This is a genomic window from Novipirellula caenicola (assembly GCF_039545035.1).
In the GTDB taxonomy this organism is placed as follows: domain Bacteria; phylum Planctomycetota; class Planctomycetia; order Pirellulales; family Pirellulaceae; genus Novipirellula; species Novipirellula caenicola.
On the sequence record NZ_BAABRO010000008.1, the window covers coordinates 302167 to 318480 of the forward strand.

General features: G+C 57.3%; 8 protein-coding genes. 6 read left to right on the forward strand and 2 right to left on the reverse strand.

Features of this window, described 5'->3' with window-relative positions; all coding sequences use genetic code 11:
- Positions 1 to 32 precede the first annotated feature (32 nt).
- Positions 33 to 4829 (reverse strand): beta strand repeat-containing protein, encoded by a 4797-nt coding sequence (locus tag ABEA92_RS17330; RefSeq protein ID WP_345685092.1) that lies wholly within the window; start codon positions 4827 to 4829, stop codon positions 33 to 35.
- A gap of 489 nt (positions 4830 to 5318) precedes the next feature.
- On the opposite strand from ABEA92_RS17330, the gene ABEA92_RS17335 reads away from it, so the two are divergent.
- The 5 genes from ABEA92_RS17335 to ABEA92_RS17355 all read left to right on the forward strand — a co-directional run bounded on the left by ABEA92_RS17335 (position 5319) and on the right by ABEA92_RS17355 (position 12949).
- Positions 5319 to 6512: a cohesin domain-containing protein gene (locus ABEA92_RS17335; protein WP_345685093.1), complete on the forward strand. Its 1194-nt coding sequence runs from the start codon at positions 5319 to 5321 to the stop codon at positions 6510 to 6512.
- Positions 6513 to 6649: 137 nt separating this feature from the next.
- The gene (locus tag ABEA92_RS17340) at positions 6650 to 7528 is read left to right on the forward strand and encodes a cohesin domain-containing protein (protein WP_345685094.1); all 879 of its coding nucleotides are present in this window, start codon (positions 6650 to 6652) and stop codon (positions 7526 to 7528) included.
- 563 nt (positions 7529 to 8091) lie between these two features.
- Complete coding sequence (locus ABEA92_RS17345; protein WP_345685095.1) at positions 8092 to 9138, forward strand: DUF3500 domain-containing protein; 1047 nt, start codon at positions 8092 to 8094, stop codon at positions 9136 to 9138.
- Positions 9139 to 9333: 195 nt separating this feature from the next.
- Complete coding sequence (locus ABEA92_RS17350; protein ID WP_345685096.1) at positions 9334 to 9732, forward strand: hypothetical protein; 399 nt, start codon at positions 9334 to 9336, stop codon at positions 9730 to 9732.
- Between the two features lie 67 nt (positions 9733 to 9799).
- Positions 9800 to 12949 (forward strand): M28 family peptidase, encoded by a 3150-nt coding sequence (locus ABEA92_RS17355; RefSeq protein WP_345685097.1) that lies wholly within the window; start codon positions 9800 to 9802, stop codon positions 12947 to 12949.
- A 145-nt stretch (positions 12950 to 13094) separates the two neighbouring features.
- Here ABEA92_RS17355 and leuB read toward each other — a convergent pair whose 3' ends face one another.
- Positions 13095 to 14168 carry a 3-isopropylmalate dehydrogenase gene (leuB, locus tag ABEA92_RS17360; protein ID WP_345685098.1) on the reverse strand — a complete coding sequence of 358 codons (1074 nt, stop codon included), beginning with the start codon at positions 14166 to 14168 and terminating at the stop codon, positions 13095 to 13097.
- A gap of 341 nt (positions 14169 to 14509) precedes the next feature.
- Here leuB and ABEA92_RS17365 point away from each other — a divergent pair, with 341 nt between their 5' ends.
- Positions 14510 to 15808 carry a glycosyltransferase family 4 protein gene (locus ABEA92_RS17365; RefSeq protein ID WP_345685099.1) on the forward strand — a complete coding sequence of 433 codons (1299 nt, stop codon included), beginning with the start codon at positions 14510 to 14512 and terminating at the stop codon, positions 15806 to 15808.
- The last annotated feature ends 506 nt before the right edge of the window (positions 15809 to 16314 follow it).

Genomic DNA, 16314 nt, shown 5'->3' on the forward strand with positions numbered 1-16314 from the left:
GCCAGAGAGCCTGAGTTGCCGAGTCGATGCCGTTATGTCGTGCTTTCGAGTGAAAGTGTCAGGATCGTCTCGGTCGAAAGTCCGTATCGGTCAATGCTCTGCACGCGAACGCTAAACGTTGTCGGCGAACTTGAATCGAGGTCGACGTTGGTCTTCAGCACGTTGCCCTCGATCGTAAACGATGCGTTGTCCGTACTGCCTTCTCCGCTGACGAGCAAGTAGACGTGCTCATCGTCGGTGTTTGCATCGGTCGTCGTTAGCAGGCCGACGGAGGTTCCTGAGATCGCATTGGCTGGGATCGTGGTGTTGTCGATCGCGACCGAGGTCGGTGCCACGTTCGTTTCGCTGATCGAGATCTCCAGCACTTGTTCGAAGGAGAGTCCACCTGCGTCTTCGCTGCGAACACGCACGGCATACAAGTCTTGGATCGCTGCATCAAAGACTTCGTTCGAAATCAGCTTGCCATCCACGATCTTGAACGGTTCCGACGTCGCACCCTCTTGCGGTACGATCGAGTAGGTGAACGTGTCGCCCGCGTCGGGATCTTCACTGCTCAAAAGTCCAATCTCGGTGTCCGCAGGTTGGTCTTCGGCAATCGTCGTGCGTGATACGGCGACCGCAGTGGGCGCTTCATTGACGTTGGTGACGGTGATCGTCAAGGATTCTTCGACGGTCAATCCACCCGCATCGGTGCTTTGCACGCGGATGCTGTAACTGGATTGGGTTTCAAAATCGAACGTCGTTGCGGTCACAATCGCATCGCCATCAATCGTGAACGAGTCGTTGTCGGTGTCACCGGTACCGCTGACCAACGCGTAGGTGTGCGTGTCGCCGGCGTTCGCGTCGGTGCTCGAAAGCGTTCCAACGGTGGCACCCACCGCAGCGTCTTCGGCGATCGACGTTTCGCTCAGTTCGATTGCCGTCGGTGCGACATTGGTCGTGACGGGAGTCACGGTGATTGTGAACGTTTCTTCGACGGTCAATCCACCTGAATCGGTGCTTTGTACACGAATGATGTAGCTCGATTGAGTATCAAAATCGAACGTTGTCGCGGTCACGATCGTGTTGCCGCTGATCGTGAACGAGTCGTTGTCGGTGTCACCGGTACCGCTGACCAAGGCGTAGGTGTGCGTGTCGCCAGCGTCCGCGTCGGTGCTCGAAAGTGTTCCGACGGTGGCGCCCACCGCAGCGTCTTCAGCGATCGACGTTTCGCTCAGTTCAATCGCCGTCGGTGCGACGTTGGTTATCACCTCGGTGACGGTGATCGTGAAGGTTTCTTCGACGGTCAATCCGCCTGCATCAGTGCTTTGAACACGGATGCTGTAGCTTGACTGAGTATCGAAATCGAGCGTGGTCGCGGTCACGATCGTGTTGCCGCTGATCGTGAACGAGTCGTTGTCGGTATCGCCGGTACCGCTGACCAAGGCGTAGGTGTGCGTGTCGCCGGCGTTCGCATCGATACTCGAAAGCGTGCCAACAGTGGCACCCACCGCAGCGTCTTCGGCGATCGACGTTTCACTCAGTTCAATTGCCGTCGGTGCGACATTGGTTATCACCTCGGTGACGGTGATCGTGAAGGTTTCCTCGACGGTCAATCCGCCTGCATCAGTGCTTTGAACGCGAATGCTGTAGCTCGACTGAGTATCAAAATCGAGCGTGGTCGCGGTCACGATCGTGTTGCCGCTGATCGTGAACGAGTCGTTGTCGGTATCGCCGGTACCGCTGACCAAGGCGTAGGTGTGCGTGTCACCAGCGTTCGCGTCGGTGCTCGAAAGCGTGCCAACGGTGGCGCCCACCGCAGCGTCTTCGGCGATCGACGTTTCGCTCAGTTCGATCGCCGTCGGCGCGACATTGGTCGTGACAGGAGTGACGGTGATCGTAAAGGTTTCTTCGACGGTCAATCCGCCCGAATCAGTGCTTTGAACACGGATGCTGTAGCTCGATTGAGTATCAAAATTGAGCGTGGTGGCGGTCACGATTGTGTTGCCGCTGATCGTGAACGAGGTGTTATCGGTGTCGCCGGTGCCGCTGACCAAGGCGTAGGTGTGCGTGTCGCCGGCGTTCGCGTCGATACTTGAAAGCGTTCCAACAGTGGCACCCACCGCAGCATCTTCGTCGATCGACGTTTCGCTCAGTTCGATCGCCGTCGGCGCGACATTGGTTGTGACGGGAGTGACGGTGATCGTAAAGGTTTCTTCGACGGTCAATCCGCCCGCATCGGTGCTTTGAACACGGATGCTGTAGCTCGATTGAGTATCAAAATCGAGCGTGGTGGCGGTCACGATCGTGTTTCCGCTGATCGTGAATGAGGTGTTGTCGGTGTCACCGGTGCCGCTGACCAAGGTGTAGGTGTGCGTGTCACCTGCGTTCGCGTCGGTGCTCGAGAGCGTGCCGACGGTGGTTCCCACCGCAGCGTCTTCGTCGATCGACGTTTCACTCAGTTCGATCGCCGTCGGCGCGACGTTGGTCGTGACAGGAGTGACGGTGATCGTGAAGGTTTCTTCGACGGTCAAACCGCCCGCATCAGTGCTTCGAACACGGATGCTGTAGCTCGATTGGGTATCAAAATCGAGCGTGGTCGCGGTCACGATCGTGTTTCCGCTGATCGTGAATGAGGTGTTGTCGGTGTCACCGGTGCCGCTGACCAAAGTGTAGGTGTGCGTGTCACCGGCGTTCGCGTCGGTGCTCGAGAGCGTGCCGACGGTGGTTCCCACCGCAGCGTCTTCGTCGATCGACGTTTCACTCAGTTCGATCGCCGTCGGCGCGACGTTGGTCGTGACAGGAGTGACGGTGATCGTGAAGGTTTCTTCGACGGTCAAACCGCCCGCGTCAGTGCTTCGGACACGGATGCTGTAGCTCGATTGGGTATCGAAATCGAGCGTGGTCGCGGTCACGATTGTGTTGCCGCTGATCGTGAACGAGTCGTTGTCGGTGTCGCCCGTGCCGCTGACCAAGGTGTAGCTATGCGTGTCGCTGGCATCCACGTCGCTGCTGGAAAGCGTGCCGACGGTGGCCCCGACCGCAGCGTCTTCGGCAATCGTGGTTTCGCTCAGTGTGATCGCGGTGGGAGCTTCGTTCACATTGGTGACGGTAATCGTCAGCGTTTGATCGAACGACAAACCTGCTTGGTCGGTCGTGCGAACGACCACAGTGTGGCTGGCGTCGGTTTCAAAGTCGAGCGAGGCACCGACGCTGAGCGTGTTACCTGAAATGGTAAACAGGTTGCTGGTGGTGACCGAGTCGATCGAAACAATGCTGTAGGTGTGCGCGTCGCTGGCATTCGCGTCGGTCGTGCTGAGCGTGCCAACCGCGGTACCCACTGCGGTGTTTTCGGCAACCGAACTGTTGGTGATCGCGACGGCGGTCGGAGCCACGTTGGCTTCAGAGATGTTGATCACCAAGGACTTCTCGAACGTGCGGCCTTCGGGGTCAGTGGTTCTGACGCGAATGGTGTAACTGTCTTTGACATCTTTGTCGAACACCTCCGCAGTGATAAGTTGGTTGCCGCTGATGGTGAACGACGCGTTGTCGGTGCTGCCGGTGCCGCTGACCAAGGCGTAGGTGTGGGATTGGCTGATGTCGGGATCGTTGGTGGTCAACGTCCCCACGGTGGTGCCGATTGGTTGTGCTTCGGCCACCGTGCTGACCGATAGCGACAAATCGATCGGAGCTTGGTTGTCGGGCAGGTCAGGGATGTTAGGCGTTGGCAATCCCACCACACGTCTCAGCAGATCGCTGGCATCAAGCGGGCTCAATCCGTCCACTCCGGTGACATCGCCAAGTAACACGGGGTCGATGGTCGGAAACAGTACATTGGTTGCCGAGGTGCTGGTCGGTTCCGAGAAAACGAAACCTGAATCGAGCCCCACGCCGACGCGGGCGATCAAGCGAGCGTCTTCGGCGTCATAGCGTTGATTGCGATTAACGTCGCCAGCAAAGGCAACGACTTGGACGGCGTCATCCGCCGTCGCCGTCAGTGCTCCGGCGTTGACATCCAACGAAGTGATGCGAATCGCTTGCGTTTCACCGTACGGAGCGTCTTCCGGGACGGTTGCGATGATATCGACCAAGCTCGTTTGGGCCGCCGTCAGCGGTGCCACCGAGAAGAACGAGATGGTGGCGATCCCCGGAACGGTCAAATTCGATTCGACTTGGCTTCCTGTCGGCGCGTCGGCTCCGAGTTGGACATCGCTGATATCCAACAGCGCCGGATCATACTCGATCGTCATTGTCACCGAAGTGACCCCTTCGGCATTGCTCAGTTGGATTGGCAATCCGGCGGGCAGTTCGACGCCGCTTCCTCCGGCGGGGACTTGGATGCTTTGCGTTGGCCCACGCACAATATCAGGCAATCCGACAGTCAACGAATTACTGTTGGCGACCGTAAATGTATTGGTGTAATCGCCGCCGGCGGTGCCATCATTGTCACCATCGAGTAGTTCACCATCGGCAAGATCCGTGAACGCGTCCGCCGCACTTCGTAGGGTTACCGAGTAAGTGTCCGGAGCCAGGGCGCCGCCGCTGGCAATAAACGTCACGGTGGTGTCTTTGACAAACAGCGATCCGCGAACATTACCGCTGGTCGCTCCGGTCAAGGTGACGTCGGCAGCGCCGGCCGCTTGCCCCTGGGTGTCATACAAGCTCAAGTTCAACGTGCTGACTTCTTCGCTGAGTTCCGCCGTGAAACCGCTGGCAGTGGGGGTAAAGGAGGTGATCGTCGCGGCCAAGACGCGGCGATTTTCCAACGATTGCAAGCTCAGCTGCCTTGCTTTGGCTGCACTGCGACGTTTTTTCTGCAGAGGACGTACTGATTTAAAGAACTTGCGCATAACTTGTTTACCTATTTCGACTCAGCGTGCCCGCCGGAAATGGGGGCATCACTTCGATCTTTGGGGAGGGGGGCAATAACGATACGACAACTTGAACTGCCCAGACGCTTGCTGGGGCATCTATAGCGACATGCGACACATGATTGATGTCGAGGCCACCTAAGATATCGAAACGTTTCGAACATCCTTCATTGGGGGGAACGAGCAGCATGGAAGTACTGTCGCTTTTGCTTGTTTTGTTAAGGGGTAACGATGATGGAAGATGTCCGGTGTCCGGCCATTGTAGAACCCGGGCTTAGAGAGTCACTAGCGTGAGTAAGTTCCGGGAAATGGAATTATTTATTTGTTGGTTGGGTTGTAACGTTAAATGCCATTGAGAACGTGTGTTTATCAGCAAAAGTCGATGCAAGTAATTTATTCGGCGCTGGAAATATGACACTTGGGAACCAGAATTGGGAAACCTCTTTTGGCTTTGCGAGTCTAACGAACATGAAACGAAAAAAATCACGTCGGCTGGGGCTTGAAAGTCTCGAACTACGTCGTCTGCTTGCCGCAGTGGACATCCCTGATGATTTGACCGGAGCCGCGGCCGCGCAGGTCGCCGTCCCCGTCAATGTGGACACTGCCGCGGGCATCCGTGGAGTCGAAATACGGCTGAGCTATGACACCGATTTGCTCGATTTGACCTCCGACGCAATCACGGCGGGATCGGTTTTCAGCGGAGCTCAAGACACGCAGGTCACCGCGAATGTCGATGACGCTGCTGGAACGGTCGTGATCTTTGTGTCGACTTCGACAGGACTCTCAGCGATCAGCGGTAGTTTGGTGCAATTGTCATTCACCATCGCCGAGGATGCGGTTGCTGGCAATACGGCGGTGTTTGACCTTACCGAAGTCGTCTTGAATGAAGGCGAAATCGCGGTCGATCCCGCTCCGGTTGTCGGTTCGGATTCCACCGATGGGGTGTTGACCGTCACCGCAGTGGCGGCAGGTGACCAGCGGATAGCGGGGTTCGTCTACGCCGACACCAATAACAACAACGTGCCTGATGGGGTCGAAGGCATTCCAGGGGTGGTGATCACGCTGACCAACGTGTCTACCGGCGCGACTGTCCAGGCGACGACGGATGCCACCGGTAAATACGAGTTCACCGATTTGGCGTTTGGGGCCTATACCCTAAACGAGATCCAGCCGATCGCGTACTCCGAAGGCGGAGTCAACGAGTTGTCGGTAACGCTGGTATCGGGACAAACCACGGCCGACCAAAATTTTCGTGAAACCGGGCTGCTGCCTCAATTCATCTACAATCGATTATTGACCACTTCGACGCTGCCCGCCGGATCGACTGCATGGACCGATGTCATCAAGCAGATCAACGACGATGCCACGGCCGGAAGCGTCGCGCCGGTGGCTGCGTCCTCGGTCGCCGCGGCCGCGATCGCGTCGGCGTCCACCGCTGCGGAAACAATGGCGGTGTCCACCACCCCCACAATCGACACCGCGGCCAGCGTGTCGCGATCGGCCGAAGCCGAATCGGACGGCGTGTTGGCATCGGTCATCGAGGATGCGTCCTCGGGTGACATGATGTTGCCACTGAGTAGTCTCGAAGATCGCAAAGACGATGCGGTGGACGATGACTATGAATCGGTGGACCAGGTTTTTGCTACCAACACGCTTTGGTAATTCGCGTTATCGCCACGGCGTGAAACTAGAATCATGCGGTAAGTGCCATTGCGAATTGAGTTGTGAATTCGTTACCAACCCATGCATAGAAAGCTGCGGTGAGCGGTTGATTCGCAATTCAAATCAGTGGGCAACGGATGGCGACAAAAGCATGCAAATTGGGTGTTCAGCAACTCGAATCGAGACGCTTGTTAGCAAGCGTTTCACTGCCGACCGCCATCGCGGAATCTTCTTACGATGACTCGGCTCCGGCCGAAGTTTCCACCCCCATCGAAGTCTCGGGGGCTCAAGGGGTCCGAGCCGCCGAGGTGCGGATTCAATTCGATCCCAACGAAGTCACCACCGATACCACGCGAATCCAAGCTGGTTCGCTATGGAATGGCCGGGGCACGGTGATTGCAAACGTTGACGAACACTCCGGGACAATCGTCGCGTACGTCTACTCAACCCAACCCGTTGCAGAAGACGCAGGAGGGCTGATCGATATCGGCTTTGCCGTCAAACCAGATCGGATCTCGGAAAAAACAATTGATATCGATCTGCAGCAAGTCCGGCTCAATGAAGGCCAGATTTCGTTAGCCCAGACCCCCAAGGTGGGCGCGGACACGAGTGACGGCAAGATCGTGACGCAGCCCAGCGATAGTGTGAAACACGTCACACGGATCGAAAACCGATCGAGTGAATCGTCGGGCGAATCTTGGAGTAACCCGCCGGTCATCACCGAGGACCCCTGTCCATGGCCGGGTGGGGCCGACACCGTGTTGGTTGCACCACAGGCGAATGCATCGGTCTCGTTGGCCCCCGTTTCGCTGGTCGGTCAGGCTGAGTTTGTTCGTCCCGAAGCGGAATGGGGTCGTCCAGAATTGGCAAGCGGATTTACCGCAAACGCAGCCGCAGCAAAGTCCCCCGCCGCAAGGTCGATCGATTCGATGGCGACCCCTCGGGGGTTGCCCTATGGCCCGCTACAGCCGCATGTGGTCGATCAAGCGTTTGCGGATTCAGCCCTCGTCGACTAGCAACTTGCTGACTAGTAACTCGCCGCCTCTTAACTCGTAGCCCCAGGGCGTGGGGCCAAGCATCTACTTTAGTACCAAGCTGGACAGGAACAATCGGGTGAAATCCCATTAGCCGCTTTGGCCAACGCTACGAAGCATTTTGCATAACCCGAATGCGTAAGTTTGAAGTGTGCGTATTTATCACAACCCGAAGCGTCAGCGAGGGAATCTCGTTATTTTCTCGGTCCCTCGTTAACGCGCCGGGTTGTGATCACTTGGTAACGCACGACTCAGCAATGGTTCATTGCGTCGGTCAAAACGGCTAATATACCGAAAGACACCTGCCACCTGCTTAGCCGGGTGGATTTCGGAGCGGCGCGAGCCGCCCGGTCAAAATCGACCGTTTGACTCGCTGCAACCGGACGGGCCCCTCGCCGCGGGCGCTTCCAAAATGAGACGGCCGCGGGCGCTTCCAAAGTAGCCGGCCGTGGGGGTCTCGACGCCCGTTTTGCGGTCCGAGGCGATCTCTACTACACTGTGGGCGTCCCACCCGAATCCCACCTCCCCTGTGAAAGAGACGTTTCATGCGTTCGTTCCGTTTTGCGACCTCCGCGGCGATGCTTCTGGCGATTTGCGCTCCCCTGGCGATTTTTGCCGGAATGAAGGTGAGCGACCCGCCCGGGTCGCAAATGAAAACCTTTGCCGACGCTTTTCTGAAAACGCTTGACGAGAAACAAGCGGCGAAAGCGACCGTCGATTATGACGCGGCCGAGCGTGTCCAGTGGCACTTCATCCCCATGCCGACTCGCAAAGGATTGGTGCTGAAAGAGATGAATACGGCTCAGCGTACCGCAGCGCTCCGCTTGCTACGTTCGGCCCTCAGCGAAGCGGGCTATGGCAAGGCGAGCAAGATCATGTTGCTCGAAGGCGTGCTCCGCCAACTTGAAGGTCCCGGCAGCGAAGCACGTCGCGATCCACAGAAGTATTACGTAACCATCTTTGGCACCCCGAGCGATTCCGAGCCCTGGGGACTCAGCTTCGAAGGCCATCATTTGTCGCTAAACTTCAGCTGCCGAGGCGGCGAGTTGGTCGATAGCTCGCCTCAATTCTTTGCCTCCAATCCCGCCAAGATCATGACCGATGTCGAAGGACCGCTGGGCAAAGGCACCCGCGTGCTTCGCGAAGAAGAGGATTTGGCGTTCGAGTTGGTCAACAGTCTCAACGACACTCAAACCAAGACCGCCGTGATTGCTGACGAAGCTCTGGCGGAAATCCGGTTCGCGGGTGAGGCTCAACCCAAAGTGGGCGAACCCGAAGGCATTCCGTTTGATCAACTCAACGCAAAACAGGCTGAATTGCTGAAAAAACTCGTCGGTGTCTACGTGGATGCGGTTCCTGAGCAAACGGCCCGCACGCGTCGCGAAGCGATCGAATCCAATGGTTGGTCGAACGTCTATTTTGCCTGGGCCGGCGCTCAGAAGCCGGGTATCGGACATTACTACCGCATTCGTGGCAAGGATTTTTTGATCGAGTTTGTCAATACACAAGCTGATGCGTCTGGGAATCCCGCCAATCACATCCACTGCGTGTGGCGCGACCTGACCGGCGACTTTGACTTGCCGATCGAGTAAAGTCTTCTAACGATCGATGGCGTTGGGCGCGGGCCTGCCCAGAAGAAACCGGGCCGCCCAGAACAACCGAGCCGCCAGAAAGACCGGGCCGCCCAGCGAAAAACGGGTGGCCCAGAAATAAACGGGTGGCCCGAGAAATAAACGGGTGGCCCGAGAAAAAACGGGCTGCCGGCGGGGACAGGGAGAGGACGCAGTATGCTGACTTGGCTAAAACATCTCCGCCAGCGTTGGGAGAATTGGTGCGGCGATCACGATATGGAAGAGGCGATCCGCAAGCACCTTTCGGAGAACGGTTACTACGGCCGGACCGCCAAGTTTCGAAACGTTCGTATCGTCGCGGTCCAGCGTCCTGGGTGGCTGCAGGTGTTTCGTTTCGACGTGACCGCGCGGCTTGTCCCTCCCGAAGCCGACAGCGAGGTGGCGGACCCGGATCCCGTCTATCACGATCTCTACGGGTTGGTCAAAGACGACATTCGACACAAAATAAACGTCGTCCGAGTGTTTGATTGCGAAGACGAGCGGCGGTCCCTGTTCGCTCGCTGGAGCGAAGACCTGATCTGCCTGCGTGGTGCTCACGGGCTGAAAGACACTTAGACTTCCCAAAATCGCTTAGAATCGTTCTCGCTTTGTATGCGTTTCCCTTAACTCGAATGGATTGAAAATGTCGAGGCTGCTGTACTCGTTCGTTTTGGTTGCCACGCTGCTGGCTAGTTGGCTTGTCTCGGATGCCAGAGTCTCTGCAGAGCCACCATCCGCCACAAAACCGGCCGACTCAAACCCGGCTGACGCCAAGGTCGCTCCGGCGGGCGTCGAAGTGAATCCGGAGGAGGGCGACGCTGAGGCCGCCACGCCCAAATTGCAAACGCCTGAGACCGGCCAACAAGAACTCGATTTGGTCGATCACGTTCGCCAAATCACGTTCGAAGGCCGCCGCGCGGGCGAAGGCTATTTCAGCGCCGATGGCACCCGCATGGTTTTTCAAAGCGAACGCGATCCGGCGAACCCGTTCTATCAAATTTACGTGACCGATCTGGAAACCGGCGATATCGAAAAGGTGTCCCCCGGCATCGGGAAAACCACCTGTGCGTGGATCCATCCCGATGGCGACCGCGTTCTGTTTGCCAGCACGCAAGCCGACCCGGCGGCCGAGCAGAAGCAAGAGGACGAACTGGAGCTGCGGGCCAGCGGGAAGCAACGCCGCTACGCTTGGGATTACGACGAAAACTATGAATTGGTCGAGCGAAATGCCGAAGGCCAATACAAACAATTGACCGATGCCAAAGGCTATGACGCCGAAGCGAGTTACAGCCCCGACGGCACTCAAATTGTCTTTGCCTCGAATCGCGAAGCTTACTCGCGTGAATTGACCGCGGTGGAACAAGAGAAGTTCAAAATCGATCCGGCCTTCATGATCGATCTGTACATCATGAATGCCGACGGTACGAACGTTCGACGTTTGACAACCGAGCCTGGTTACGATGGCGGCCCATTCTTTTCTCCTGACGGAGAACGAATCTGTTTCCGCCATTTCTCGGAGGATGGGGCGACTGCCGAAGTCTTTACGATGAAAACCGACGGCAGCGATGTTCGCCGGTTGACCAATTTTGGTGCGATGAGCTGGGCGCCGTTTTATCACCCCAGCGGTGACTATTTGATCTTCACCACCAACAAACATGGCTTTGCCAACTTTGAACTGTACTTGGTTCGGGCCGATGGCCAAGGCGATCCTGTTCGTGTGACCTACACCGATGGCTTTGATGGGTTGCCGGTGTTTTTGCCTGACGGCGAACGTTTGTCGTGGACCTCGACTCGCACCAAAGAAAAACAGTCTCAGATATTCATGGGCGATTGGAATGACGCTCGTGCGCGTGAACTACTCGGACTCGACTCGGGTTCCAGTGATGATTTGCAGGCAGCGGTCGCATCGGCCGAGAACACGTCGCCTGAGTTTTCACCGACTGACGTGATGCGGCATGTTGATTTCCTGACGCGTCCCGAATTGGCTGGCCGTTTGACCGGCAGTGATGGCGAACGCCGTGCGACCGCGTATGTCGCGGCCTATTTGGAAAGTTTGGGATTTGAACCCGCTGGCGAAAAGAACTCGTTCTTTCAGGAGTTTGAATTTCCTGCCGGTTCAAGTTTGACGTCCGAAAACGCGATGGCCTTGGGCGACAAGTCGCTCGATTTGAACGAAGATTGGCGGCCACTTTCGTTTTCCGACGATGGCAAAACCAATGCCGCCGAAGTCGTCTTTGCTGGCTATGGCATGCAAGTTCCCGGTGGCGACGAAGTCGAAGAGTACGATAGCTATGTGCATTTGGACGTCGCAGGCAAATGGGTGATGGTGCTGCGGGATATGCCGCAAGAGATCACGCCTGAGCGGCGGCAAGAGATGGCTCGCTACAGCTCGCCACGACGGAAAGCCACAGTCGCTCGCGACCACGGCGCCAAAGGGATCGTGTTCGTTGCGGGTCCGACCAGCAAAGTGACGCGCGAATTGATCCTGTTCGATAGCAACGCGTCGCAGGCCGGAGTCAGTATTGCGGTGGTGACGATCAGCAATGAGATCGCCAAGCAGATGTTCAAGCAAGCGAATAAGGACCTAGCCAAAACACAGGCCTCGCTTGATGATGGTTCCCCACAAATGGGATTCCCGCTCGACAATGTTTCAGTTTCAGCCACGATCGAGATTGAGCGGAAAACTGGAGTGGGGCGAAACGTGATCGCGCGTCTGCCGGTCAATCCCAATCATCAAACCTATCCCGCCGTGATGGTCGGAGCTCACATCGATCACCTCGGTCGCGGCGGTGGCAGCAACAGTTTGGCTCGTGATGATGAACAAGAACTGATTCACTTTGGCGCCGATGATAACGCCAGCGGTATCGGGGCGATGCTTGAAATCGCCCAGTATCTCGCGGCCGAAAAAGCCGCAGGTCGGCTAAAGCCCAAACGTGATTTGTTGATCGCAGCTTGGAGCGGTGAAGAGTTGGGATTGTTTGGTTCGCAGCACTACGTCAACGAATTCTTCAATCTCTATCCGCAGGCTCCCAAGCCGCAACCCGCATCGCACGCTCATGGCGGTGACGCTGCTCACGCTCATGCGGCACACGCCCACGGAGTCGCAGCGGACGCCGAACCGTTGACTCAAGCGATCGCCGCCTATTTGAACCTCGATATGGTGGGGCGGTTGCGAGAGAAGTTGATCGTTCAAGGAATCGGCTCGTCGCCTGGTTTCGAAGGCGAAGTCCAGCGGCGAAATGTTCCGGTGGGCTTGGAATTGCAGCTCGATAAAACCAGCACCCGTTTGCCCACCGACGCGTCGGCGTTTGTGGCACGCGACGTGCCGATCCTGGCAGCGTTTACCGGGGCTCACGAGGACTATCACACCCCGCGTGATACTGCGGACAAGTTGAATTACGACGGTGCCGCACTGACCGCTCGTTTGTTTGCCCTATTGGCTCGCGGTTTTCTGACCGCTGAGAAGCCGCCAAAGTTTGAACTCGACGAAGGCGAGAAGCGTGATGAGGCTCCGCGAGCAGTGTTGACCGCGTACCTTGGCACGATCCCCGATTATGCTGCGGGCGAGGTCAAGGGATTGAAACTGAGCGGCGTTGCCGGTGACGGTCCAGCCGCCAAGGCGGGTGTCAGCGGTGGTGATGTGATCATTCGCTTAGCCGGACGCAAGATCGAAGATATTTACGACTACACCTACGCGATCGAGGCATTGAAGATCGGCGAAGAAGTCGAGATCGTCGTCCAGCGAGGTGAAAAGACGGTGCCGATGAAAATCACCCCCACCGCCCGCGAGTAATCACAGTGGGATAGGCTTCCAGCCTGTCATCAATCGCCCCGACAGGCATCCTGCCTGTCCTTTGCCGCCGTGGTTTAGCCTTCCAAGCTTGCCGTATCGAAAACGACAGGCTGGAAGCCTATCCCACATTTCTCCTACCTAAAAGCTACTTCTGCAATCGCTCGACCACCGCGGCGCCCATTTCTTTGGTGCCGATGTGCTTTCCGCCGCGAGCGATGTCTTTGGTGCGAAGCCCGTCGGCAAGCACGGCGGCGACCGCGTTTTCGATTGCGGTGGCTTCGTCCAACAACGACAACGAATGACGCAGCAGCATGGCGGCCGCCAGGATTGTTGCCAGTGGATTGGCAAGTTCTTGACCGGCGATATCCGGCGCCGAACCGTGAATCGGTTCGTACAAACCGGGGCCGTCCGAACCGAGTGACGCACTCGGCAGCATCCCCAGCGACCCGGGCAACATCGAAGCTTCGTCAGTCAAGATGTCGCCAAACAGGTTGCCGGTGACCACGACGTCAAAGTCACGCGGACGGTTGATCAGGTGCATCGCCATCGCGTCGACGAGCACGACATCGTACTGGACGTCAGGAAATTCTTCGGCCATTACACGAGCGGCCGTTTGACGCCACAGACGGCTCGGTTCGAGCACGTTGGCCTTGTCGACACTGGTCAAGCGATTGTCACGTTGCTGAGCCGCTTTGGCTGCCATGCGAACGATCCGCTCGACTTCGCGAACGCTGTACGCCATCGACTGGAACGCGGTTTCGTCTTGCCCGCTGCCCGAGCGACCGGATTCACCAAAGTAAATTCCACCGGTCAATTCGCGAAAGAACAGGATGTCGGTGCCTTCGATGATGTCGCGTTTCAGCGGCGACGAATCAACCAATTGGTCGAACAATCGGATCGGACGCAGATTGGCGAACAGTCCGAGTTCCTTGCGGATTTTCAGCAGTCCTGCTTCCGGACGCGTTTTCGCCGACGGATCGTCCCATTTCGGGCCGCCCACGGCGCCCAACAGGATCGCGTCGCTGGCTTTGCACGCGTCGATCGTTTCTTGAGGAAGAGGGTCGCCCGTTTTGTCGATCGAAATGCCGCCGATCAATTGAGACGAGAACGAGAATTCGTGACCGAATAGTTCTGCGACCTTTTCGAGGACTCGCTGGGCTTCGGAGACGATTTCAGGGCCAATGCCATCACCTGGCAGTAGTACGAGATTCGCTTTCAACGGTGTGCCCTTGGGGCAAGAGGTTCGGATGAATGAGCCCCCAATTTAATCCAACAACCTCGTTTGCCCAATCCGATGTCACGGCAGAAAAAAACGCTACCGCGGCGGATGCGGCCTGATCGTCCCGGTCGCCGCCACAATCGCTGCAGCCGTCACAACCGGATCAATGCGTGAACAAGGCCGAGACGTTCATCCGGATCCTGCCCGCCTGAGACGCGAGACCGTCCCAAGTTTCAGTATCCGTCGAGATTCACTCTGCGGGATTTTCTGACCGATCCGGCAATCTTCGCCCCCACGGTCCTCGGCCCCACGGTCTTAGCCAAACTCTCTCAGCCCACGTTATGTTGCACAACCAAACCGATTTGACGTCGATCCCCGTTCAGGTGCCCGTTGTCCTGCCAAGTGAACCGGCGGCGTCGCCACCGTGCTCGATCGAAGCCAGCGTGTTGCACGTGATCAACGGCGAGTATTTTTCGGGGGCCGAACGAGTTCAATCACATCTGGGCCGCTGTTTGCCGAACTTTGGCATCGCCGCTGACTTTGTCTGCGTCAAACCAGGCAAATTTCCCCAAGTCATGGCCGAACAGAATCTGCAGTGGGGACGTTGTCACTTGGCCCCGATGAAAAGCCGCTTTGATCTACGCGCCGTCTTTCGTATCCGTGACTTGGTTCAGGCCTATGGTTACGAACTGCTGCACGCTCACACTCCGCGAACCGCGATGGTCGCATCGGCAGCCTCTCGCTTGACCGGAGTCCCGTGGGTGTATCATGTGCACAGTCCCGCGGCGCGTGATTCGGTCCACCAATGGAGCAATCGCATCAACTCATGGATGGAACGAGCGTCGCTGCTGAGCTGTTCGCATTTGATCACCGTTTCAGAAAGTCTACGGCTCGACTGCATTGCCAAAGGAGCTAGCGAAGACAAGGTCACCGTGGTCCATAATGGCGTTCCCAGCATTCGGCCCGAGCGGATTCATCATCCCGTCGTCGGCGGTCGCTGGGTGTTCGGCATGGTCGCACTGATGCGGCCCCGAAAAGGACTCGAAGTGGTGCTTGATGCTTTAAGCATCCTTCGTGGCGAAGGACTCGATGTGGTGCTTCGTTGTATCGGTCCATTTGAAACCGCCGAGTATGAAACCGAGATCAATGAGCAAATCGATCGATTGAAATTGCGACGTTACGTCGAGCGTGTTGGGTTTACAGACGATGTGCCCGGAGAGTTAGCCCGGGTCGATGCGTTGGTGTTACCGAGTCTGTTTGGCGAAGGGTTGCCGATGGTCGTGCTCGAAGCGATGGCCGCTGCGGTCCCCGTGATTGCCACCCGCGTCGAAGGCACTCCCGAAGCGGTCACCGATGGTGTCGAAGGCCTGCTCGCCGAGCCACGAGATGCCGTCAGTCTCGCGAAAAAAATTCGTTCGCTGGTGACGGGCGAATACGATTGGACCAGCATGGCCGAAGCGGCTCATCAGCGTCAAACGCAGTCGTTTTCCGATTTGTCGATGGCTTGGGGAACCGCCGAAGTCTATCGCAAATTGATCGATTCGCCCGACATGGATCGCGGACACAATCGGTTGGGTGACGCTCGGCTGACGCACGTATCGCAGCAAGACTCTTTCGTCGCCGCCGGATATCGCGATTGAATCAATGTGGAATTGGCTTCCAGCCAATCATCGCACCCTCCTCACGTAGCGAAAGTCGCGAAGACTTTCGTTCCCTCAAGTCCCCGCCGAAACTCTTGGCGAGTTTCGCTACGAAAAGACCGTCCTGCGTCGGCATCCTGGAAGCCTATTCCACACCCTACGTAGCGAAAGTCGCGAAGACTTTCGTTCCCTCATGCCCCCCGAAACTCTTGGCGAGTTTCGCTACGAACAGACCGTTCTGCCTCGGCATCCTGGAAGCCTATCCCACACCCCACGTAGCGAAAGTCGCGAAGACTTTCGTTCCCTCATGCCACGCCGAAACTCTTGGCGAGTTTCGCTACGAAAAGACTGTTCTGCCTCGGCATCCTGGAAGCCTATTCCACACCCCACGTAGCGAAAGTCGCGAAGACTTTCGTTCCCTCATGCCACGCCGAAACTCTTGGCGAGTTTCGCTACGAAAAGACTGTTCTGCCTCGGCATCCTGGAAGCCTATTCCACACCCCACG

Bases quoted from the DNA above. Each gene is read 5' to 3' on its own strand.
- ABEA92_RS17365 (WP_345685099.1), top strand. From the start codon at position 14,510: ATGTTGCACAACCAAACCGATTTGACGTCGATCCCCGTTCAGGTGCCC.
- ABEA92_RS17345 (WP_345685095.1), top strand. From the start codon at position 8,092: ATGCGTTCGTTCCGTTTTGCGACCTCCGCGGCGATGCTTCTGGCGATT.
- ABEA92_RS17330 (WP_345685092.1), bottom strand. From the start codon at position 4,829: ATGCGCAAGTTCTTTAAATCAGTACGTCCTCTGCAGAAAAAACGTCGC.
- ABEA92_RS17350 (WP_345685096.1), top strand. From the start codon at position 9,334: ATGCTGACTTGGCTAAAACATCTCCGCCAGCGTTGGGAGAATTGGTGC.
- ABEA92_RS17340 (WP_345685094.1), top strand. From the start codon at position 6,650: ATGGCGACAAAAGCATGCAAATTGGGTGTTCAGCAACTCGAATCGAGA.
- ABEA92_RS17335 (WP_345685093.1), top strand. From the start codon at position 5,319: ATGAAACGAAAAAAATCACGTCGGCTGGGGCTTGAAAGTCTCGAACTA.
- ABEA92_RS17355 (WP_345685097.1), top strand. From the start codon at position 9,800: ATGTCGAGGCTGCTGTACTCGTTCGTTTTGGTTGCCACGCTGCTGGCT.